21 protein-coding genes and 3 tRNA genes are annotated in these 21,374 nt (G+C 72.6%); 14 read left to right on the plus strand and 10 right to left on the minus strand.

The window, feature by feature from the left end; translation table 11 throughout:
* The first annotated feature begins 36 nt into the window (after positions 1-36).
* The 3 genes from GA0070619_RS02585 to GA0070619_RS02595 all read left to right on the plus strand — a co-directional run bounded on the left by GA0070619_RS02585 (position 37) and on the right by GA0070619_RS02595 (position 562).
* Positions 37-108 (plus strand) — tRNA-Gln (locus GA0070619_RS02585).
* A gap of 135 nt (positions 109-243) precedes the next feature.
* A tRNA-Glu gene (locus GA0070619_RS02590) sits at positions 244-316 on the plus strand.
* Positions 317-489: 173 nt separating this feature from the next.
* Positions 490-562 (plus strand) — tRNA-Glu (locus tag GA0070619_RS02595).
* Positions 563-778: 216 nt separating this feature from the next.
* On the opposite strand, the gene GA0070619_RS02600 is transcribed toward GA0070619_RS02595, so the two are convergent.
* The gene (locus GA0070619_RS02600; protein ID WP_007456408.1) at positions 779-1,465 is read right to left on the minus strand and encodes an IclR family transcriptional regulator; all 687 of its coding nucleotides are present in this window, start codon (positions 1,463-1,465) and stop codon (positions 779-781) included.
* Positions 1,466-1,514: 49 nt separating this feature from the next.
* Between GA0070619_RS02600 and leuC the strand changes: the two genes are divergently transcribed.
* From leuC to GA0070619_RS02620, 4 genes are all read left to right on the plus strand, one after another.
* Complete coding sequence (gene leuC, locus GA0070619_RS02605; RefSeq protein WP_088946571.1) at positions 1,515-2,960, plus strand: 3-isopropylmalate dehydratase large subunit; 1,446 nt, start codon at positions 1,515-1,517, stop codon at positions 2,958-2,960.
* Between the two features lie 14 nt (positions 2,961-2,974).
* Positions 2,975-3,562, plus strand: coding sequence for a 3-isopropylmalate dehydratase small subunit (leuD, locus tag GA0070619_RS02610; protein WP_088946572.1), 588 nt, complete (start codon positions 2,975-2,977; stop codon positions 3,560-3,562).
* Between the two features lie 172 nt (positions 3,563-3,734).
* Entirely contained in the window at positions 3,735-4,439 is a 705-nt protein-coding gene (locus GA0070619_RS02615; protein WP_172861965.1) for an HU family DNA-binding protein, read from the plus strand.
* A 140-nt stretch (positions 4,440-4,579) separates the two neighbouring features.
* A complete protein-coding gene (locus tag GA0070619_RS02620; RefSeq protein WP_088946574.1) occupies positions 4,580-6,517 on the plus strand; it encodes an endonuclease/exonuclease/phosphatase family protein in 1,938 nt (645 codons plus the stop codon).
* Between the two features lie 173 nt (positions 6,518-6,690).
* On the opposite strand, the gene GA0070619_RS02625 is transcribed toward GA0070619_RS02620, so the two are convergent.
* From GA0070619_RS02625 to cofC, 5 genes are read right to left on the minus strand one after another with little or no spacing between them, the layout of a single operon-like run.
* The gene (locus GA0070619_RS02625; protein ID WP_088946575.1) at positions 6,691-7,569 is read right to left on the minus strand and encodes an NUDIX hydrolase; all 879 of its coding nucleotides are present in this window, start codon (positions 7,567-7,569) and stop codon (positions 6,691-6,693) included.
* Positions 7,557-9,077: a CYTH and CHAD domain-containing protein gene (locus GA0070619_RS02630; RefSeq protein ID WP_088946576.1), complete on the minus strand. Its 1,521-nt coding sequence runs from the start codon at positions 9,075-9,077 to the stop codon at positions 7,557-7,559. The genes GA0070619_RS02625 and GA0070619_RS02630 overlap by 13 nt, the downstream gene beginning before the upstream one ends.
* Positions 9,078-9,101: 24 nt before the next feature.
* A complete protein-coding gene (locus GA0070619_RS02635; RefSeq protein ID WP_088946577.1) occupies positions 9,102-11,456 on the minus strand; it encodes an RNA degradosome polyphosphate kinase in 2,355 nt (784 codons plus the stop codon).
* A gap of 54 nt (positions 11,457-11,510) precedes the next feature.
* Positions 11,511-11,708, minus strand: coding sequence for a cold-shock protein (locus GA0070619_RS02640; RefSeq protein WP_030335323.1), 198 nt, complete (start codon positions 11,706-11,708; stop codon positions 11,511-11,513).
* A 23-nt stretch (positions 11,709-11,731) separates the two neighbouring features.
* The gene (gene cofC / locus GA0070619_RS02645) at positions 11,732-12,382 is read right to left on the minus strand and encodes a 2-phospho-L-lactate guanylyltransferase (protein WP_088946578.1); all 651 of its coding nucleotides are present in this window, start codon (positions 12,380-12,382) and stop codon (positions 11,732-11,734) included.
* Positions 12,383-12,509: 127 nt separating this feature from the next.
* Between cofC and GA0070619_RS02650 the strand changes: the two genes are divergently transcribed.
* The 5 genes from GA0070619_RS02650 to GA0070619_RS02670 all read left to right on the plus strand — a co-directional run bounded on the left by GA0070619_RS02650 (position 12,510) and on the right by GA0070619_RS02670 (position 17,309).
* Entirely contained in the window at positions 12,510-13,247 is a 738-nt protein-coding gene (locus GA0070619_RS02650) for a lysophospholipid acyltransferase family protein (protein WP_088946579.1), read from the plus strand.
* A complete protein-coding gene (locus GA0070619_RS02655; protein ID WP_088946580.1) occupies positions 13,244-14,251 on the plus strand; it encodes an NAD(P)H-dependent glycerol-3-phosphate dehydrogenase in 1,008 nt (335 codons plus the stop codon). The genes GA0070619_RS02650 and GA0070619_RS02655 overlap by 4 nt, the downstream gene beginning before the upstream one ends.
* An 8-nt stretch (positions 14,252-14,259) precedes the next feature.
* Positions 14,260-15,390 carry a cystathionine gamma-lyase gene (locus GA0070619_RS02660; protein WP_088946581.1) on the plus strand — a complete coding sequence of 377 codons (1,131 nt, stop codon included), beginning with the start codon at positions 14,260-14,262 and terminating at the stop codon, positions 15,388-15,390.
* Positions 15,387-16,175, plus strand: coding sequence for a putative protein N(5)-glutamine methyltransferase (locus GA0070619_RS02665; RefSeq protein WP_088946582.1), 789 nt, complete (start codon positions 15,387-15,389; stop codon positions 16,173-16,175). The genes GA0070619_RS02660 and GA0070619_RS02665 overlap by 4 nt, the downstream gene beginning before the upstream one ends.
* An 84-nt stretch (positions 16,176-16,259) precedes the next feature.
* Entirely contained in the window at positions 16,260-17,309 is a 1,050-nt protein-coding gene (locus tag GA0070619_RS02670) for an ROK family protein (RefSeq protein ID WP_088946583.1), read from the plus strand.
* Positions 17,310-17,510: 201 nt separating this feature from the next.
* Here the strand turns inward: GA0070619_RS02670 and GA0070619_RS02675 are convergent, their stop codons facing one another.
* Both GA0070619_RS02675 and GA0070619_RS02680 read right to left on the minus strand, forming a co-directional pair.
* Positions 17,511-17,711, minus strand: a complete 201-nt coding sequence (locus tag GA0070619_RS02675) for a DUF397 domain-containing protein (protein ID WP_088946584.1) — start codon at positions 17,709-17,711, stop codon at positions 17,511-17,513.
* A gap of 5 nt (positions 17,712-17,716) precedes the next feature.
* Positions 17,717-18,562: a helix-turn-helix domain-containing protein gene (locus GA0070619_RS02680; RefSeq protein ID WP_088946585.1), complete on the minus strand. Its 846-nt coding sequence runs from the start codon at positions 18,560-18,562 to the stop codon at positions 17,717-17,719.
* 278 nt (positions 18,563-18,840) lie between these two features.
* On the opposite strand from GA0070619_RS02680, the gene GA0070619_RS02685 reads away from it, so the two are divergent.
* Positions 18,841-19,059, plus strand: a complete 219-nt coding sequence (locus GA0070619_RS02685) for a hypothetical protein (RefSeq protein ID WP_088946586.1) — start codon at positions 18,841-18,843, stop codon at positions 19,057-19,059.
* A 195-nt stretch (positions 19,060-19,254) separates the two neighbouring features.
* Positions 19,255-20,355, plus strand: a complete 1,101-nt coding sequence (locus GA0070619_RS02690; RefSeq protein ID WP_088946587.1) for a D-alanine--D-alanine ligase family protein — start codon at positions 19,255-19,257, stop codon at positions 20,353-20,355.
* A 76-nt stretch (positions 20,356-20,431) separates the two neighbouring features.
* On the opposite strand, the gene GA0070619_RS02695 is transcribed toward GA0070619_RS02690, so the two are convergent.
* Together GA0070619_RS02695 and GA0070619_RS02700 are read right to left on the minus strand one after the other, a co-directional pair.
* Positions 20,432-21,091 (minus strand): DUF3515 domain-containing protein, encoded by a 660-nt coding sequence (locus GA0070619_RS02695; protein ID WP_088951511.1) that lies wholly within the window; start codon positions 21,089-21,091, stop codon positions 20,432-20,434.
* 9 nt (positions 21,092-21,100) lie between these two features.
* Positions 21,101-21,334: an Lrp/AsnC ligand binding domain-containing protein gene (locus tag GA0070619_RS02700; protein WP_007456453.1), complete on the minus strand. Its 234-nt coding sequence runs from the start codon at positions 21,332-21,334 to the stop codon at positions 21,101-21,103.
* Positions 21,335-21,374: the final 40 nt, after the last annotated feature.

Here is a 21,374-nt window from a genome sequence, read left to right on the forward strand (position 1 = left end):
AGGGTAAAGTTCACTCCCGGCGCCGCAAGGTGCCAATGGGGTATGGGGTAATTGGCAGCCCGACTGATTCTGGTTCAGTTAGTCTAGGTTCGAGTCCTGGTACCCCAGCGCTGCTGGAATTCGCGAGAGTTCCAGACGCTGGATTCTGACGGAGTTCGACTCCGCCCCTTCGGGGGCGGAGAGTGGTCTTCGGTAGAGTGCAGCTCCTCCGCCCGCACGGGTGGGGGAGCAAAAGCTAGTTCTGGCCCCGTCGTCTAGTGGCCCAGGACGCCGCCCTCTCAAGGCGGTAGCGCCGGTTCGAATCCGGTCGGGGCTACATTGTGCACAGCCCGTCTCACCTGGTGAGGCGGGCTGTTTTGTTGTCCGCTTTGTGGTCCGCGCCAGCCGCTGTGCGCCCTCTGTGCGCCCGCACCCCGCGATCACGCCGGCGCGACGGTGCCGCTAGACTACAGCCGTGCCGCCCGCGAGGGCGGTGAACGGAAAAGTTCTGGCCCCGTCGTCTAGTGGCCCAGGACGCCGCCCTCTCAAGGCGGTAGCGCCGGTTCGAATCCGGTCGGGGCTACAACACCCAAAGCCCGTCCCGCCAATGGCAGGACGGGCTTTCCCGTACCCCACCCCGGCCCCCGGCCCCCGGCCCCCGGCCGCCTCCACCCCACCCCCACCTCTGCCTCGGTGATCAAGAGCTTTGCGTCACCGCTTCCGGCGTGTCATGACGCAAACTTCTTGATCACCCGGGCTGGGTGGGAGGGGGCGGGGGACAGGGGTGGGGTGGGTGGGGTTAGAGGCCGGAGAGGCGTTGGCCGGCTCTCACCACTGCCATGGCGTGGCGTTCGCCGGGGCGGCGGCCCAGGCGCTCTATCGGGCCGGAGATGCTCACCGAGGCGATCACGCGGCCGGTGCGGTCACGGATCGGCGCGGAGACGCTCGCCACGCCGGCCTCCCGCTCGGCGACGCTCTGCGCCCAGCCACGACGGCGTACCTCGGCAAGGGTCCGGCCGGTGAACTTGCTGCGTGGCAGCAACGGCATCACCGCCTCCGGCGGCTCCCAGGCGAGCAGGATCTGGGCCGCGGAGCCGGCCGTCATCGGCAGCACCGAGCCGACCGGAACGGTGTCCCGCAGGCCGCTGGCGCGCTCTGCCGCCGCCACGCAGATCCGCTCGTCGGCGCGGCGCAGGTAGAGCTGTGCGCTCTCGCCGGTGGCGTCGCGCAGGGCGGCCAGCAGTGGCTCGGCGGCGGTGAGCAGAACGTCCGGTGCGGCGTTGGCCAGCTCACCCAGGCGGGGGCCCGGTCGCCACCTGCCCTGGGTGTCGCGCACCAGCATCCGGTGAATCTCCAGGGCCTGTGCCAGCCGGTGCGCGGTGGCTCGGGGCAGCTTGGTGCGTTCAACGAGTTCGGCCAGGCTGGCGCCGTCGACGCAGGCGGCCAGGATGACCACCGCCTTGTCGAGAACGCCGACACCGCTCATACTGTGTCCCACAAGCCGAAACTTACCTCCCAGAATTTAGGATGTCCAGATGGTGGGAGTCACTCCTGAGCCGAGGACCCTGGCCGAGAAGGTCTGGGACACGCACGTCGTACGGTCTGCCGCTGGTGAGCCGGACCTGCTCTTCATCGACCTGCACCTCCTGCACGAGGTGACCAGCCCGCAGGCGTTCGACGGGCTGCGGCTCGCCGGGCGCCGGGTGCGTCGTACCGACCTGACCCTCGCGACCGAGGACCACAACACCCCGACCGGGTACGCCGACCCGGCGTTCCGCCTCCGCCGTGGTGACCTGCTCACCATCGAGGACCCCACGTCGCGTACGCAGATCGAGACGCTGCGCCGCAACTGCGCCGAGTTCGGGGTGCGGCTGCACCCGCTCGGTGACGACAACCAGGGCATCGTGCACGTCATCGGCCCGCAGCTCGGTGTCACCCAGCCGGGCATGACGATCGTCTGCGGCGACTCGCACACCGCCACCCACGGCGCGTTCGGCGCGCTCGCCTTCGGCATCGGCACCAGCGAGGTGGAGCACGTGCTGGCCACCCAGACGCTGCCGCAGAGCCGGCCGAAGACGATGGCCGTGAACGTCACCGGCCGCCTCGCCCCCGGCGTCACCGCCAAGGACCTGGTGCTGGCGCTGATCACCCAGGTCGGCACCGGCGGTGGGCGTGGGCACATCGTCGAGTACCGCGGCGAGGCGATCCAGGCCCTCTCCATGGAGGGGCGGATGACCATCGCCAACATGTCCATCGAGTGGGGCGCCAAGGCCGGCATGATCGCGCCGGACGAGACCACCTTCGCGTACCTCAAGGGTCGGCCGAACGCGCCGCAGGGCGCGGACTGGGACGCGGCGCTGGCGTGGTGGCGGACGCTGCCCACCGACGAGGGCGCGCGCTTTGACGCCGAGGTGACCCTGGACGCCAGCCGGGTCACCCCGTTCGTCACCTGGGGCACCAACCCCGGCCAGGGGGCGCCGCTGAGCGCACCGGTGCCGGACCCGGAGGAGTTCACCACCGACTCGGAGCGCGCCGCCGCGCGTCGCGCCCTGGAATACATGGACCTGCGCCCCGGCACCCCCCTGCGGGAGCTGCCCATCGACGTGGTTTTCGTGGGCTCCTGCACCAACGGTCGTCTGGAGGACCTGCGGGCCGCCGCCGACGTGCTGCGGGGGCACCAGGTCGCCGACGGCGTCCGGATGCTCGTGGTGCCCGGTTCCGCCGCAGTGCGGGAGGCCGCCGAGGTCGAGGGGCTGGACAAGGTCTTCACCGACGCCGGGGCCGAGTGGCGGTTCGCCGGCTGCTCCATGTGTCTGGGGATGAACCCCGACACGCTGAAGCCGGGCGAGCGCTCCGCGTCCACCTCGAACCGCAACTTCGAGGGCCGTCAGGGCCGGGGTGGGCGTACCCACCTGGTCTCCCCACCGGTCGCCGCCGCCACCGCCGTGGTCGGCCGGCTGGCCGCCCCCGCCGACCTGTAGAAGGGACCGAGGAGATGGACAAGTTCACCACCCACACCGGCACCGCCGTGCCGCTGCGCCGGTCCAACGTGGACACCGATCAGATCATCCCCGCCGTGTACCTCAAGCGGGTGACCCGGACGGGTTTCGCCGACGGGCTGTTCAACGCGTGGCGGGAAGATCCGGAATTCGTGCTCAACGATGACAGCTATTCCGGGGCGTCGATCCTCATCGCCGGCCCGGAGTTCGGCACCGGCTCCTCCCGGGAGCACGCCGTGTGGGCCCTGCGGGACTGGGGCTTCCGCGCGGTGGTGGCCCCGCGCTTCGGCGACATCTTCCGTGGCAACGCCCTCAAGGAAGGTCTGTTGCCGGTCGAGTTGGAATTGAAAGCCGTCGAAGAGCTGTGGGATCTGGTCGAGTCGGATCCGACCACCCCGGTGACCGTCGACCTGACCGCCCGCCAGCTCCGGGCGGGGGACGCCAGCTGGTCGTTCCCGCTGGACGACTTCAGCCGTTGGCGGCTGCTGGAGGGCCTGGACGACATTGGACTCACCCTTCGGCACGCCGCCGACATCGACTCCTACGAGGCGCGTCGACTGCCGTTCCTGCCCTCCGTGGCATAGCCGTACGCCCGCTCACACAGCGAATTCCACCCCCATCGGTCCAACCGGTGGGGGTGAATCCGTTACGACACAAGGGCTTTTTTCTACCGAATGTTTGTGTCTCGGCAGCACAGGGCATAACGTGCGCGCAGAATGGCTCGCGTCGAGTCAGTTGCACAATCGGGAGGAAGTCGTGAACAAGGCCGAGCTCATCGAGGCGCTCGCTGTTCGCCTGGGGGACCGGAAGATGGCGACGGCCGCGCTCGACGCGGTCCTCACCGAGGTCCAGGCGGCAGTCACCAAGGGCGAGAAGGTGGCGATCACCGGATTCGGAGCATTCGAAAAGCGTGTACGTGGCGCGCGAACAGCGCGCAACCCTCGTACCGGCGAGGCGGTGAAGGTCAAGAAGACGTCAGTCCCGACCTTCCGCGCTGGCGCCGGGTTCAAGGAGATGGTGGCCAGCGGCAAGGTGCCGAAGGCCACGGTGGCGACGAAGAAGGCCGCCACCAGCACCGCCACGGCCAAGGCGGCCGGCACCAAGGCAGCCGGCACCAAGGCGGCTGGCACCAAGGCTGCCGGCACGAAGGCGGCTGGCACCAAGGCGACCGCGGCCAAGACGGCCGCCAGCAAGAAGACCGCCCCGGCCAAGGCGAGCAAGAGCACCACGACGGCCAAGACGGCCGCCAGCAAGAAGACCGCCCCGGCCAAGGCGAGCAAGAGCACCACGGCGACCAAGACGGCCGCCAGCAAGAAGACCACCGCGGCGGCGAAGAAGACCACCGCGGTGACCAAGTCGACCGCGGCGAAGAAGACCACCGCGGCGGCGAGCAAGAGCGCGGCGGCCAAGAAGGCGCCGGCGAAGAAGGCTCCGGCCAAGAAGGCGGCCAGCAAGCGCTGACCGACCTGTTCCGAAAGGGCGTCCACCCGTGGGTGGGCGCCCTTTCGGCGTACGGGGACCGTTGACCCGCTCGCCTCGCTCGCGCAGAATCGCCGTGCCGGTCCCCCTCCGCCGGCCCGTCGACGCGAAATGGGGCGCCGGTGCGCTACCGCCAGCTCACCACCGGGACGCTCGCGCTGGGCGTCATCCTGCTCATCGACGTGCTGCGGGTCTGGTTGCCCGGCATCATCACCATCTTCGGCCAGGCGGCGTCCACGCCGGCCGAGCTGATGGGCGCGTTCGCCCTCGGCTGGTTCGTGCTCGCGCTGGGCGCACCCGCTGTGGTCCGCCGGGTCGGCGCCCGCCCCGTCACGGTCGTCGCCGCCGTTCTGCTCGCCGTCGCCCGGCTCGCGCTCACCGCAACACCCGGCGGGCGTACGCAGCTCTGGTTGGCCACCGCCGGGCTGCTCGCCGGGCTGGTCTGGCTGGTCGGCGTCGCCGCCGACACCGACCGCCCGGTTCCGGGGCTGGCGTTGGGTTTCGCTGTCAACGCGGCCCTGCACGCGGTGTTGGACACCGTCGACCTGGTGTGGCGGGGCGGCTGGTTGGCCTGGCTGCTCAGCTCCGTCGCGGTCGTGCTGTTCGTGCTCGGGACGGCGCAGCCCGGCACCCGTGCCGATGGCGTGACCGGTACCGGTGGGGTGCGGGCCTGGCTGCTGGCCGGGCCGGCGCTGCTGCTGGCCGGAATGGTGGCGCTCTCCCCGGCGCTGGCCCGGACCGGGATGTCGTTCCTGGTGGCCGGGGACGGCGTGGCTCGTTCGCCGCTGTTCGGCCTGGCGCCGGTGCCGGTGGCGGTCGCCGGGTTCCTGTTTACCGCGTTGACCCGACCGCCCCGGGGGTGGAGCCGTGCGTACGGGCCGGTGGCGCTGCTGGCCGGCGCGGTGCTGTTCGCCCTCGACAGGGGTGACCTGCTCCTCCCGGCCGTCCTGCTCGCCGCAGTCGGTCTCGGTGCCTGCCTCGCGCTGACCGACGACGCCAGCGGCCCGGACAGCGACGCCGGCAACGCCAGCGACACCGCGAGCGCCAGCGACACCAGCAACGCCAGCGCCAGAGCGGCCCGCCGGGGGTACGCGGTGGCCGCCGGCATGCTCATCTTCGCGCTGGGGGCGGTCGGGTACTACTCCGCCTACGACCTCGGTTACCCCAACGCGGCGGTGCCCGTGCTGGTGGCCGGGCTCGCCGCCGTCGTGGCGTTCGCCGCCCGTCCCGTCGTGCACCGGCTCCCCGGGCCGTTTCCGCCACTACGGGCCGCCGCAGCGGTCACCGCGCTGGCCCTGCTGGCGCCGGTGCTCGCCGACGACATCCCGGTGGCCAGCAACCGGGACGGCCCGCCGGAGCGGCTGACCGTGGTGGCCTACAACATCCGGATGGGTTTCGGGCTGGACGGCCGGTTCGACCTGCCCGGCCTCACCGAGGTCGTCGAACGGCAACGACCCGACGTGGTGCTGCTCAGCGAGGTGGACCGCGCCTGGCTGCTCAACGGTGGGCACGACACCCTGGACCTGCTGGCAGGCCGGCTCGGTATGCCGTACGTCTTCGGGCCGGCCGCCGACCCGGTCTGGGGTGACGCGGTGCTCAGCCGTTGGCCGATGCGCGACCCGCGCAGCCGCCCGCTGCCGGCCGTCGGGGCGCCCACCGGTGCGCAGGCCCTCGCCGTCACGCTGGACCTGGGCGACGGTGTCCGTACCGCCGTGGTCAGCACCCACCTGCAACCGCCACCGGGGCGGGGCCCTGTGGTGCAGGCCCGCGCGGTCGCGGACTTCGCCACCCGGTACGCGGCCGGCCGACCCCTGGTTGTCGCCGGCGACCTGAACACCGAGCCCGGCGACGAGGCGTACACGGAGTTCACCGACGCGGGCCTGACCGACGCGTTCGCGACCGCCCGACCGCTGGCGACCAGCCCGGCGGACGACCCGCGCCAGCAGATCGACCACATCTTCGTCTCGCCCGGCCTGACTCCCGGCGACCCGGTGGCGCCCCGCAGCACGGCCAGCGACCACCTGCCGGTCGCGGTGACCCTGACCCTCCCGCCCCGCTGAAACACGCCCCAGGGCGTGTGTGGGAAGTGTCGGTCGAGCTGAGCCGGAGTCCAGGTGTCGTCCGGCAAGGCGGAGCGGTGTTCGGATACCGGTGTTGTATCCGAACACCGCGACAACGCCGCCGGGCGGCGGCTGGGCCCGGCGCAGGCCGGCCAGCACTTCCCACACACGCCCTACAGGCGGTCGACGGCCAACAGGCGGTCGGCGGTGAAGGCAAGCAGCCAACCGCCGCCCTTGGGCGTCGTGAAGTCCTCGTCGGTGCGGCCGGTGAGCTGCTCCAGGGCGCCCGGCAGCACCTTGCCCTGGCTGCACACCGCCACCTGCCCACCGGCGTTGGCCAACTCCAGCAGCCGGGCGGCGGTGGCCAGGATCTGCTCGTCGCTCTGCTGGCCGGGCTGGGGTTCGTCCAGGTCGCCGCAGATCTCGATCGGCAGGTCGAGCAGCGCCGCCGCCGGGTCCAGTGTCTGCACGCACCGTCGCGGTGACGCCGACACCAGCCGGGACGGCCGGATCAGGGCGACCAGGTCGGCCAGGGCGCTCGCCTGGGCCCGTCCCTCGGCGTCCAGGGGCCGCCCGACGTCCGGACCGGACCAGGTGGCCCGCTTGCCTGCGTGTGCGTGCCGGACCAGCGCGACAGTCGCGGTCACCGGCGGCAGCGCGGCGAACGCCGCCAGGACCTCGGCGTCGTGCGGGTAGCTGACCAACCGGATCGCGTCGTCCACCGCGAGCCAGCGCATGTCGTCCACCTCGGTGTCCGGTTGGAAACCGCCGCTGGCCACAGCGAGCATCGACCAGTAGTCGACCAGCTTGGCCTGCCCCTCGCTGCGGTACCGCACCGACGGCAGCCGGACCTGCGGTACGCCCCGCACGTCGGACTCCTCGGCCACCTCACGGACCGCCGCTGCCAGCGCGTGCTCACCCGGCTCCAGCTTGCCCTTCGGCAGCGTCCAGTCGCCGTAGCGGGGGCGGTGCACCACACAGACGCGTACGCCGTCGGGGGTCGGCCGCCAGGCCACCCCGCCCGCCGCCCGGATGCCGATCACGGCAGCCAACTGGTCCGCCGTCGCCGGGTCGCCCGGTGCCAGGCGGCCGGTAGGAGGCCGCGCGTGCGGCGTACGGACCCGCGTTCCCGTTCGGCGAGCCGCCCGGCGGTGACCGCCAGCTCGTGGTCATCCGGCCGCTCGGCGGCGATCCCCAGCCAGGTGTCCGCCGCGACTGCCGCATCCTGGTGCTCGCCGAGCACGTCCTGCACCCGGGCCAGGGCGCGGGACAGTCGACGTGCGCCCTTGCCGACCGTCGGTGCCACGGCGTTGACCGCGTAGCGGGCCTGTTTGGCCTCCTTGCGAACGGCGTGCCAACTGTCGTCCGGCGACTGTGCGTCGAGCCCGTCGACCCCGTCCGGCCCGGCCAGCCGCGTCCACGGACGGGCCACCAGCGCAGGCAGCGCCTCACCCGCGGGCGCGGCCGCCCTGCGGGTGAGCCGGGGCGCGCGGGCGGCCAGCACCAGGGAATCCACCAGGGCCAGGTAACGCGCGGAGCGCAGCGCCTCGTCGATGGCGGCGTGCGCCGTCCGCTGCCGTTGGGCGAGCACCTCGTCCAGGCGGTCCACCGCGCCCTGGTCGAGCGGGCTGAGCGGGTCGGCGTCGGCGGTGCGGCGCAGCCGTGCGCGCAGCACCTCGGCGTCGCGGGCCGCGCCGAGGACACCGGCCAGCCAGCGCAGCTCGTCACGCAGCGGACGGGACCACGTCTTGCGGAGCAGTGGCCTGAAGGTGCGCAGGTCACTGCGCAGGCGTCGACAGGCGACCCGCATCTGGTGCACGGCGGTGTCGCCACCGGCGGCCGGGGCGCGCAGCCGGACCAGTGGGTCGTGCGCCAGCAGCCGGCGGATCTCCTTGCGGACCGCTTCGGTCACCACGTCGCCCGCGCTCGCCTCGGCGGTCAGCCCGGCCGGCGCGACCAGATCCGGATCGGCCTGCGCCGTCTCGCCCAGCGCCCGTACGTGCTTCGGGGTGAACGACCCACCCCGGGCGCCAGCCTCGCGCAGCACCGCGCCGATCCGGTCGAGCAGCTCGCTGTCGCCGGCCTTGCGCTCCACCTCCACCTCGCGGAACGTGTCGGAGGTGGCGCCGGAGTCGTCCAGCACGGTCACCCGGTCGTCCACCACCTCGGCGAGCACCGCGCCGGCCTTGTCACACACCTCGTACGCGTGCCGCACCGTCCGCACCACAGTCACCGGGGCCAGCGGCGCCCCCCGGTGCAGGACGGTGACCAGCTCCACCAGCTCCGGTGGTGGCCGCCCCTTCGGCCCTGGACGGGAGATCTCGTGCCGGACACCCGGTGTCCCGGTCGGCAGTTTCACCGTCCAGGGCAGCTCGTCGCCCTTGCGGTGGCGCAGTGAGGCACCGGCGCGGGCCAGCCGCAGGTCGACGGTGTCGAGATAGCGGGCGACCAGCGTCACCGGTGGCAGCGCCCGGACCCGACCCCCGGCCGGGGCCGTGGCGGTCAGGTCCGGCAGCACGTAGGCGTCGTCCACCTCGTACTTCTGCTCCTCCTCGACCATCAGCTCAGCCTATGCGCTGATCGTTCAGCCGGCCGTGCCACCGACGCGGCGCAACAACAGTTCCTGCAGATGCACCCGGGCGTTGTCGTCGGCGCTGGTCCGCCGGGTCCAGCTGCCGTCGCCGGCCAGCTCGAACGCGTCCACGTCCGGGCTCATCGCGGCGGTCAGCACGTGGTCCAGCTCGGCCCGGGCGATCGGGTCGGTCACCTTCACCAGCGCCTCCACCCGACGGTCCAGGTTGCGGTGCATCAGGTCGGCCGAGCCCATCCAGAACTCCGCCTCGCCGTTGTTGCCGAAGCGGAAGATCCGCGAGTGCTCCAGGAAACGGCCGAGGATCGAGCGGACGCGGATGTTCTCCGACAGCCCGGGCACCCCGGGACGCAGCGTGCACATGCCCCGGATGAGCAGGTCGACGTGGACGCCGGCCTGGGAGGCCCGGTACAGGGCGTCGGTCACCCCCTCGTCGACCAGGGAGTTGACCTTGAATTGGACCAGGCCGGGCATGCCCAGTCGGACGTGCGAGATCTCCCGCTCGATCCGCTCGATGAGGCCGGTGCGGATGCCCTGCGGGGCGACCAGCAACCGCCGGTAGGCGGTCTGCCGGCTGTAGCCGGTGAGGACGTTGAACAGGTCGGTGAGGTCGGCGCCGATCTCGGGGTCGGCGGTGAGCATCCCGAAGTCCTCGTAGAGTCGGGCGGTCTTCGGGTGGTAGTTGCCGGTGCCGATGTGGCAGTAACGGCGGATCTGGTTGCCCTCCTGGCGGACCACCAGCGCGGTCTTGCAGTGCGTCTTCAGGCCCACGAGGCCGTACACCACGTGGCAGCCGGCGCGTTCCAGCGTGCGGGCCCAGCCGATGTTGGCCACCTCGTCGAAGCGGGCCTTCACCTCCACCAGCACCACCACCTGCTTGCCGGCGGCGGCCGCGTCGACCAACGCGTCGACGATCGGTGAGTCGCCGCTGGTGCGGTAGAGGGTCTGCTTGATGGCCAGCACGTTCGGGTCGGCGGCGGCCTGCTCGATGAAGCGCTGCACGCTGGTCGCGAACGAGTGGTACGGGTGGTGCACCAGGATGTCCCCGTCGCGCAGTGTGGAGAAGACGCTGCGCGGCACCTCGCCCTCGGCGAGCCGGGGGTGGGTGGAGGGCACGAACGGCGGGTCCTTGAGGTCCGGCCGGTCGGCCTCGCCGTAGACCTGCCACAGCGCGGACAGGTCCAGCAGTCCGGGCACCCGCAGCACGTCCTGGTCGTCCATGTCCAACTCGCGGACGAGCAGCTCCAGCACGTGGTCGGAGATGGACGCGGCCACCTCCAGCCGGACCGGTGGACCGAACCGCCGCCGGGCCAGCTCCCGTTCCAGAGCCTGCAACAGGTCCTCGTCGCGGTCCTCGTCGACCTCCACCTCGGCGTTACGGGTGACCCGGAACAGGTGGCACTCGACCACCTGCATGCCGCTGAACAACTGCCCCAGGTGCACCGAGATCAGGTCTTCCAGGGGCAGCATCCGTACGCCCGGCTGACCCCTGTCGACCCGGACGAAGCGGGGCACGTTGTTGGGCACCTTCACCCGCGCGAACAGCTCGGAACCGCCGTTCGGGTCGCGGACCGCCACCGCCAGGTTCAGCGAGCGCCCCGAGATGTACGGGAACGGGTGCGCCGGGTCGACCGCGAGCGGGGTCAGCACCGGGAAGATGTGCTCCCGGAAGTAGGTGCGCAGGCGTTCCCGCTCCGGGTCGCCCAGCTCGCCCCAGCGCAGGATGCGGATGCCCTCGTCGGCCAGCTTGGGCAGCACGTCGTCGACGAAGCAGGCGGCGTGCCGGGCACCCAGTGCCGCGGTGCGCTCGGCGATCAGCTCCAACTGGGTACGCAGGGGCAGCCGGTCCCCGCCGCGCACCGGCAGGCCGGCGGAGAGGCGCCGCTTCAGCCCGGCGATCCGCACCATGTAGAACTCGTCCAGGTTGCTGGCGAAGATCGCCAGGAACTTGGCCCGTTCCAGCAGTGGGGTGCGCTGGTCCTCGGCCAGGGTGAGCACGCGGGCGTTGAAGTCGAGCCAGGAGAGCTCCCGGTTGAGGAACCGGTCCTCCGGCAGCGGCGCCGGCGGCTCGTCGTCCTCGTCATCGGCGCCGGTCGGTAGGTCGCCGGGCAGGACCTGGTGGACGCCACCGGCGGTCGGGCCGGCAGCCTCGACGCTCGGCGTGGGGTCGAGGACCTCGTCCAGCCCGGAGGAGGCGGCAGCCGGGTCGTCGGCGAGGGTGTCGGCGCGGGCGGCGCTGGCCCTCTCCGCGCGGGACGGGCGGAAGCGGCCGTCGGTGCCGCGCGTGCGGGAGCCGTTGCGGAGGTCGGTGGTGGGCGGGTGGGCCGGTTGCTCGCGAGGGGTGCTCACCCGCTCATAATCACCCGATTACGGTGAACGCAAAATGAACTTGGGCTCGCCGGCTCAGATCATCGTCGGCAATGTCACCCGGACGACCTCTCCGTCGGGATCCGTGTCGATGCGGACCCGCTGGCCCAGCCGGAGCAACCGCAGCCCGGAGGCGTCGAAGGCCCGCGCGGGGAAGCGCATCTCGGTGCCGTCGTCGAGCAGCAGCACACCGCTGCGTGTTGCCGCGTCATAGCTGGCCACCGTGCCCTGCATGCTGGCACCGTACACCCGGGGGGTCACCCGGCGGAGCGGGCCGGACGGCTGGCGGCGGCGACGAGTGCGGCGGTGCGCGGCCCCAGTCCGAGCCGGGCGGCGGCGGCCAGGTCCGCGGCGGTGTCCACGTCCCGGCGCAGGCTGGGCCAGTCGCCGGTCAGGGGCAGCGCCCCGCTCGCCGCGTGCGCGACCGCCGAGCCCACCCCGAAGCGAGGATCCAGCGGCACACCCGGCGGGGCGGCGAGCAGCACAGTGCCGCTGCCGGGCGCGTCCGGCACGAACCGGCGTACCCCTTCCCGACCGTTCTGCGCCGCGAGCAGCGCGCCGGCCAGCTCGGCCGGGCGCAGCGCAGGCAGGTCCGCGGTGAGCCCGGCCACCCAGCCGGCGGTAGTCCCGGCCGCGCCGTGTCGGAACGCCGCGTTCAGGCCGGCGTCCGGCCCGTCGGGCAGCACCCGCGCCCCGGCGCCCAGCGCCGCCGCCGCGACCCGGGCGTCGTCGGTGACCACCAGGACCTCGGCGACCGCCGGGCAGGCCAGCACCGCGCGGAGGGTGTCGGCCGCCAGGGCCAGCGCCAGCTCCTCGTGCGGTACGCCGGACAGCGCGCCCCGCAGCCGGCTCTTGGCAGCGGCCAGATGCTTCACCGGCACCACCACGGCCCACCTCGGCTGACTCACGCCCGCAATCCTGCCAGCCGCACGGCGGGACCCTCACTGGCCGTACCGGGGGCGAGCAGGCATGATTTCCGCTGCGGGTGTCGCGGGCGGGATTCGCGGCGGGGTTGGGGCGCGACGAGGAGGCACAGTGGCACGGCGGAGGCTGGGGTTCTGGCAACGGTTCGCCGTGTGGCTGGTCAAGCCGGTGATGACCGTGTGGACCCGGCGCACCTGGCGGGGCCAGGAACACCTCGGCGGCGACGGTGGCGTGATCATCGTGGCGAACCACATCTCGCACGCCGACCCGCTCGTCTCCGCGCACTTCATCTACGACTCCGGGCGCTGGCCGCAGTACCTGGGCAAGGCCAGCGTGTTCCGGGTGCCGGTGGTCGGCTGGATCCTGCACCGGTGCCTACAGATCCCCGTCGAGCGGGGCAGCGTCGACGCGGTCCGCTCGCTGGACGCACTGGTCGCCGCGCTCGACGAGGGCGGCGCCGTGGTGATCTACCCGGAGGGCACCACCACCCGACAGCCGGAGCTGTGGCCGATGAAGGCCAAGACCGGTGCCGCCCGGCTGGCCCTGGCCACCGGCGCCCCCGTCGTACCGGTGGTGATGTGGGGACCGGAGCGGATCTTCGACCCACGGACCAGCCGCGTCAACCTGCGCCCCCGGACCCCGGTGACCGTCGTCGCCGGAGACCCGATCGACCTGAGCCGGTGGGCGGACGCCCCGCCGACCCGGGCCACCCTCGAGGAGATGACGGACACCATCATGTTGCGGCTGCGGGACATGCTCGCCGAGATCCGTGGCGGCACCCCGCCGCCGCTGTGGGAACGACCGGCCCGGTCCTCCGTCCGGCACGAGCAGCAGGGCGACCTGGCATGACCGGCCACGTCGCGGTGCTCGGCGCCGGTTCCTGGGGCACCGCGTTCGCCAAGATCCTGGCCGACGCGGGGCGTGACGTGACAGTGTGGGCCCGCCGTGCGCCGGTCGCCGAGAGCATCCGGACCGAGCGCCGCAACCCGGAGTACCTGCCCGACCTGCTGTTGCCGGCCCGGGTCACCGCCACCGCCGACGCGACCGAGGCGATCACCGGCGCGGAGCTGGTGGTGCTGGCGGTGCCGTCGCAGACCCTGCGCGGCAACCTCGCCGAGTGGGTCGGACACCTGCACCCCGACTCCACCCTGGTGTCGCTGATGAAGGGCATCGAGCTCGGCACCACCAAGCGGATGAGCGAGGTCATCGTGGAGACCGCCGGGGTCGCCGCGGACCGGGTGGTCGTCGTGTCCGGCCCGAACCTCGCCCCGGAGATCGCCGCCGAGCAGCCCGCCGCGACCGTCGTCGCCGGGACGAACAGCCACCGCACCGCGCTCGTGCAGGCGTCGATCCGGACGCCATACCTGCGCCCGTACACCAACGACGACGTGATCGGCTGCGAGCTGGGCGGGGCGGTCAAGAACGTGATCGCCCTGTCGTACGGCATCGCCACCGCGATGGGTTTCGGCGACAACACCCGGGCGATGCTGATGACCCGGGGGCTGGCCGAGACCGCCCGGCTGGGCGTGGCGCTCGGCGCGGACCCGATCACCTTCGCCGGCCTCGCGGGAATGGGCGACCTGGTCGCCTCCTGCTCGTCCCCGCTGGCCCGCAACCGCACCTTCGGCGAGCACCTGGGCCGGGGCGAGACGCTGGAGCAGGCCCAGACGGCCACCCGGCAGACCGCCGAGGGTGTGAAGAGCTGCCTGGCGATTCGCGACCTGGCCCGCGCGCACGGTGTGGAGATGCCCATCACCGAGCACGTCGAGCGGATCTGCCACGAGGGGATGGACCCACGCCTCGCCGTGGAAGCCCTGATGAGCCGCACCGCCAAACCCGAGTCGTACGAGTGAGGAATCCGATGAGCGAGTTGGGAGACGGCACCCGCTGCGTACGCGCCGGCCTGCCGGAGCCGGCACCAGGGGACCCGTTCCTGCCCGGGCCGGTCTTCGCCGCGCCGTACCACCTCGACCCGTTCCAGGGCCAGGGCACGTCGCCGAACGGCTACGGTCGCCCCGACAACCCGACCCGGCGGCTCCTGGAGGCGGCCGTGGGCGAGTTGGAAGGCGGCGACTGCCGCGTCTTCGCCACCGGTCAGGCGGCCATCACCGGCCTGCTGCTCACCCTGCTGCGCCCGGGGGACACGGTGGTGCTGCCCTCCGACGGATACTTCCCGGTCCGGGCGTTCGCCACCGACGTGCTGGAGGGCATCGGCGTCCGGGTGCTGTTCGCGCCGACCGCCGGGCCGTACCCGTCGTTCGAGGGCGTCCGGCTGGTGCTGGTGGAGACGCCGGCCAACCCGGGCCTGGACGTGGTCGACGTGGCGGCCCTGGCGGAGAGGGCGCACGCTGCGGGCGCGCTGCTCGCGGTGGACAACACCACCGCCACCCCGCTCGGTCAGCGCCCACTGGACCTCGGCGCGGACCTGGTGGTCGCCTCGGGCACGAAGGCGCTCACCGGCCACTCCGACCTGCTGCTGGGTTACCTGGCCAGCCGGTCCACCGAGCTGGTCGGGGCGGTGACGACCTGGCGTACGACCACCGGGGCGGTGCCGGGAGCGTTTGACGCCTGGCTGGCACACCGGTCGCTGGCCACCCTCGATCTGCGGCTGGCCCGGCAGAGCGCGAACGCCGCCGCGGTCGCCGACCTGCTGGCCGACCGGCCGGACGTGACGGGTCTGCGCTGGCCGGGGCGGCCGGGCGATCCCGCGTACGCGGTGGCCTCGGCCCAGATGCGTCGGATGCCGGGGGTGCTCTCGTTCGATCTGGGTAGCGCCGACCGGGTGGGCCGGTTCATCGAGGCCGCCCGGCTGGTGGCGGCGGCGACCTCCTTCGGTGGCCTGCACACCACGGCGGACCGGCGGGAGCAGTGGGGCGACGACACCGCACCCGGCTTCGTCCGGCTCTCCTGCGGTGCGGAGGACACGGCGGACCTGGTGGCCGACATCGCCGCCGCCCTGGACGCGGCCGGGCTGGTCCGAGGAGGCTCGTGACGTCAGCACCCCTGGCCGACCGGTCCGCGCTCGTGGGCCGGCTGCGTGCCGCTGGCTGCGTCTACGCCGAGGACGAGGCCGACCTGCTGCTGACCGCCGCGGACACCCCGGCGGCGTTGGCTGAGCTGACCGACCGCCGGGTGGCCGGTGAACCGCTGGAGTACCTGCTCGGCTGGGCCGAGTTCTGCGGGCTGCGGATCGCCGTCGACGCTGGCGTCTTCGTGCCGCGTGGGCGGACCGCGCTGCTGGTCGAGGTGGCCGCCGAACTGACCGGCCCGGCGCCGGCCGTGGCCGACCTCTGCTGCGGCTCCGGGGCCACCACCGTCGCGCTGGCGCACCGGCTCGCCCCACGCTGGCTGGCCGGTGCCGACATCGACCCGGCGGCCGTGGCGTGCGCACGCCGCAACCTCGCCGGGCTGGACGCCGAGGTGTACGAGGGTGACCTCTTCACACCGCTGCCCCGGCAGTGGCGGGGTCGGCTGGACCTGGTGGTCGCCAACGCCCCGTACGTGCCGACCGACGCGGTGGCGCTGATGCCCGCCGAGGCGCGGCTGCACGAGGCCCCGGTGGCGCTCGACGGCGGGCCGGACGGGCTCACCGTGCTGCGCCGGGTGGGCGTCGGTGCCGCCTCCTGGCTGGCCCCTGGCGGACACCTGGTGGTCGAGGCCAGCGACGCCCAGGCGGACGTGCTCTGCGCGGCGCTCGCCGCCGCCGGGCTGGTGCCGAGCGTGCGACACGACGAGGACCTGGACGCCACAGCAGTAACCGCCCGCCGCCCCAACTGAGCCCGCTCGGGTGGCCGGGCGTAGCGGGGGAGGAGGGTTGGCACTAGCCTCGGCTCACACTCATGACGGCGGGAGGCGGTATCGGTGGGCAGCGCAGGTGTGCCGGTGGTCGTCGGGCTGGACAACGGCGGCACCAGCAACAACGCCACCGTGCTGACGGTGGACGGCCGCTTCCTGGTGGACGGGCTGTTGGAGATCCCCAGCGAGGTACGGGCCGGGCCGGAGGCGGCGATCGAGGCACTCGCCCAGGCGCTGGACGGCGCCCTGGCGCAGACCGGGGTGCCGCGCGACCTGGTTCAGGCGGTCGGGCTGGACACTCCCGGCCCCGCCAGCGCCGACGGCGTCATCTCGTCGCGGGGCTCCACCAACTTCTCCCAGCCGGCCTGGCGGGGCTTCGACGTGCGGGGCGCGCTGGAACGACGGCTCGGCCTGCCGGTCGTCTATCACAACGACGGCAACGCGGCGGCGCTCTACGCCCACCACGTGTACTTCGGCGCCGACGCGATGGGCCGCTCGTCGGTCTCGGCGATCGTCGGCACCGGCCTCGGCGGCGGTGTGGTCGAGAGCGGTCGGGTGATCGCCGGTGCGGCCGGAATGGCCGGGGAGCTCGGTCACGTGCACATCCCGCTGAACGGGCTGCTCAGCCCGGGGCAGCAGGAACCCACCTGTGCCTGCGGCTTCACCGGTGACGTCGAGAGCGTGGCCTCGCTGACCGGCATCGAGCGCAACCTGCTGCCGTACTGGCTGACCCGCTACCCCGACCACCCGCTCGCCGCCGAGCCGTTGGCTCGGGCGGCCAAGCTGGTTCGCGGGTACGGCGAACGGGGAGACGCCCTCGCCCGGGACCTCTTCACCCAGCAGGCGATGGCGCTGGGCCGGCTTTTCACCGTTGCGGCGAACTTCACCGACCCGCACGCGTACTTCGTCGGTGGCGGGGTGGTCGAGGCGGCACCGGAGTTCCGCGACTGGTTCCTGGCGACGGTCCGCGAACACACGGTGCTCCGCGAGGAGCAGGCCGCGGTGGCCACCTTCGCGCTGGTGCCGGACCGGGACATGGCTGGCGCCCGGGGCGTGGCGATCGCCGCGCTGGAAGCCCTGCGCGCCGTCCCGGAGCCCCGCCCGCTGGTCGCCTGAGCCTGCCGGGCCTGAGCCTGCCGGGCCTGAGCCTGCCGGGCCTGAGCCTGCCGGGCCTCGCTATACCGTGCCTGGGCCTGCCACGTCCCTGGCCTGGCCCGCCGCGCGCCCTGATCGGCGGCGCGGCGGGCGGTCAGCAGGGGGCAGTGCCCGGTCCGGGCTGCGGTGGCCCCAGGTCGGGTCAGCGGTGCGACGGCCTGGTCACCGGCGAGGTGGCGCCTGAGCGAAGGCGGCCCAGGCGCCCGTTGCGAACAGCAGAGCCGGGCCGGCCGGGTCCTTGGAATCGCGGACGGCCACCAGCCGTGGCAGCGCGGCAACCTCGACGCAGGCACCCTCGTCGCCGCTGCGGCTGCTCTTGCGCCACGCCGCCGCGGCCAAGGCCGCTGTAATTGTCGGTGTCATCGGTCCTACCGTCCCTTCAGGACTGACAGGAGCATCTCGCGGCTGTCCGCCGGGCTGAGCGCCACGCTTCGGAGATGCTCCATGATCTTGGTGCAGGTACGCGTCTCGCCGGCCCGGTCGAGGATCATCTGACCTGCCACGGTCTCCACCGAGGCGATGATCGGGTCCTCCGGGTCGGCGAACTCCAGGATGTGCAGCGAACCCCGCGTGCCCCGGTGGTAGCCGGCGGAGAGCGGGATCACCTGGACGCTGATGTTGGGCAGCTCGGCCATCTTGACCAGGTGACGCAGTTGCCCGTCCATCGCCGACTTCTCACCGACCGGACGCAGCAGCGCGCCCTCGTCGATGATCGCGTCGAAGATGGGCGGGTTGTCGCCGGTGAGCCGTTGTTGACGGTCCAGCCGGATCTTGACCCGTTGCTCCACCAGGTCGTCGCCGAGGGTGTGCGGCCCGCCGCGCATCACGCCACGGACGTAGTCCGCGGTCTGCAGCAGGCCGGGCACCACCGAGGGCTCGAAGTTGGCGATGGCCGTCGCCTCGGCCTCCAGCGCGATGAAGTCGATGGTGCGCGGATCCAGGAGGTACGAGTACGACACCCACCAGCCCGGCTTGCGGGCGTCCTTGGCGAGCTGCACCGCCGCAGCCACCTCCTCGGCACCCACCCCGTACGACGTGAGCAGGGCGCGCACGGTGGCCGGGCTGATCAGCGTCTGGGCGTTCTCGTACCGGGAGAGGGTGCTGCGGGTGCTGTTGATCTCATCCGCCGCGGTTTCCAGCGTCAGGCCGGCGGCTTCCCGGTGATGGCGCAGGGCGATGCCGAGCCGGCGGGCGCGGGCGGTCTTGGGGGCCATGCATCGATGGTCGCACACATTTGCGGGAACGTCTGCATGAGAAAACGTCGATGAGAGTTGCATTCACGGCTGTACACGTGTCAATCTGTTACCGCGTCCTCACCGCCGGTTGTCGTGGCGACGGTGGTGGTGAGCGACCGGAGGGGATGGGGCGCGCGGCGATCGGGTTTCTCCCCCGTGCCCGATCGTCGCGTGCCGCCCCGCCATCCCGTCCCGCCGGAAGGAGACGACGTGCGAACCTGTCCGGAGCCCTCCGCCGTGCACCCGGGCGGCTGTCGATGACCCGCTTCCTCGTGGTGCTCACCGACGTGCGCCCCGTCGAGGGCATCGACCGCAACGAGAGGGTCGCGCCCGAGCGGCGCCGACAGGTGGTCGGCGCCAGCAGTCGGGAGGCCGCCGACCGGATCGCCGGAGCGTTCATGGCGCTGGGCATGGTGCGGGCCGGCCGGCAACGGGTCAAGGTGATCGCGGTCGGTCGCCGGCACTCCCGGGACTGAGCAGGCCCAGGTCACCGGCCTGCGACACCGCGACTGTCCCGTCACGCACCGTACATCCTCTGTTGACCGATTGCCGTGTCGTGCTGTGGCTCGCCGGGTATCGCCTCGCCCTATCGCCACGCACAGTAAGGTCAACCGGGTGAGCGCCACCGGCGAGCACGACCAGCCGCAGTCGCGTACGAAGAGGTGACCGGAGTGACCACCCCAGGCAAGACCCGCGTGGCGATCGTGTTCGGCGGCCGCAGCCCGGAGCACGGCATCTCCTGCGTCAGCGCCGGCAGCGTCTTCGGCGCGCTCGACCCCGACGAGTTCGAGGTGGTGCCCGTCGGCATCACCCGGGCCGGCCAGTGGGTCCTGACCAGCGGAGATCCCGCCCAGCTCGCAATCAACGCCCGTCAGCTGCCAGAGATCACCGCCGACTCCGGCGACGACATCGTGCTGCGCGCCGACCCCACCGGCAACGGGCTCATGGTGCTCGACCCGACCGAGGGCCCCCGGGTGCTCGCCGACGTCGACGTGGTCTTCCCGGTGCTGCACGGCACCTACGGCGAGGACGGCACCATCCAGGGCATGCTGGAGATGGCCGGCATCCCCTACGTCGGGGCGAACGTGTTCGCGTCCGCAGCGGCGATGGACAAGGAGTTCACCAAGAAGCTCTGCGCCGTCGAGGGCATCCCGGTCGGCTCGTACGCCGTGCTGCGCAACGGCATGACGCTCAGCGAGCAGGACAAGGAGCGGCTCGGTCTGCCGGTCTTCGTCAAGCCGTCCCGGGCCGGGTCGTCGTTCGGCATCACCCGGGTCACCGACTGGGCGCAGCTCGACGACGCGGTCGCCGCCGCCCGGCAGTTCGACCCGAAGGTCATCATCGAGGCCGCGATCATCGGCCGCGAGGTCGAGTGCGGTGTGCTGGAGGGCGAGGCCGGCGGTGCGCCCGAGGCGTCCGTGCTGGCCGAGGTGCGGGTCGTCGCCGACCACGACTTCTACGACTTCGAGGCGAAGTACCTCGACGACTCCTGCGAGTACGACATCCCGGCCGGCCTGCCGGACAAGGTGACCCGCCAGGTGCAGGAGTACGCCGTCCGCGCGTTCACGGCGCTGGACTGCGCGGGCCTGGCCCGGGCCGACTTCTTCGTCACCCCCGAGCTGGACGTCTACCTCAACGAGATCAACACGATGCCCGGGTTCACCCCGACGTCGATGTTCCCCCGGATGTGGGCGGCCTCCGGCCTGGAATATCCGAAGCTGGTCAACCGCCTGATCCGCACCGCCCAGCGGCGCGGCGTCGGCCTGCACTGAGCCACCCGGCCCAGGAGGGTCAGACAGCCGAGCCGCCCGGTCCCGCCCGACGTGCGTCCGGCGGCGCGGGATCGGGTCAGCGCTGGCAGCCGGACGGGATGGCGCCGCCGGAGGGCACTGTCGCCACGATCGTGCTGGAGATGGTCGTCAGCCACTGCAACGGCTGCTCGTAGGAGCGCGGGACACGCACCGTGATCAGTGTCTCCCGGTCGACAGTGCTGAGCACCGCCGCGTCGGCCTGCTCGGCCAGGTGCCAGCAGACCCGGTTCACCGTCCAGACCTCGTCGGTGCTGGGGAACTCCGGCTCGGTGCCGCCGCAGGCCACGGTGAGAGCGGGGTCTCCGTACGCCGCGTTCTGCTCCGGGCCGGCGGTGACCGGCCGCTGGGTCAGATCGCGGATGTTCGCCGGCAGTTGGGAGAGCAGGGCCCGGCAGACAGTGGCCGGGCGGGCGGCCAGCGCCGGGGCGGCCATCTCCACCGGGGCGGTGGACTGCACCCGGGGAGTCGTCGCGGACGGGGTCGGCGCGGCCGCGGGTGCGCCCGGGCTGAGCTTGTTGAAGGCCAGCACGGCCACCAGCAGCGTGATCGGCAGCGCGATCACCGTGGCCAGTAGCGCGGCGCCGCGAATGGTCCGGTCGCGGCCGGCCGGCGCGGCGGCGGCGGTGTCGGCCGGGTCGCGGTTACCGTCAGCCGGCTCACGCGTCCGGTCGTCGTCACGTGCAGAGGAGGCCGTCATCTCGTCCACTTACAGCCGCACCACCGAACACGTGAGGGTGCGGGTGATGCCAGGCACCATCTGCACCTTGCTGACGATGAGCTTGCCGAGCTCGTCGACGGTGTTCGCCTCGGTGAGGACGACCACGTCGTACGGCCCGGTGACGGCGTCGACGCGCACCACGCCGGCGATGTCCGCGATGAGACCCGCCACGTCACGTGCGCGGCCGACCTCGGTCTGGATGAGGATGTACGCCTGTACCACGACTCGACCTCCGTCCGTCGCCGCCCGGGAGCGGCCCGAA

It is taken from the genome of Micromonospora zamorensis (genome assembly GCF_900090275.1).
GTDB classification, from domain to species: Bacteria; Actinomycetota; Actinomycetes; order Mycobacteriales; family Micromonosporaceae; genus Micromonospora; species Micromonospora zamorensis.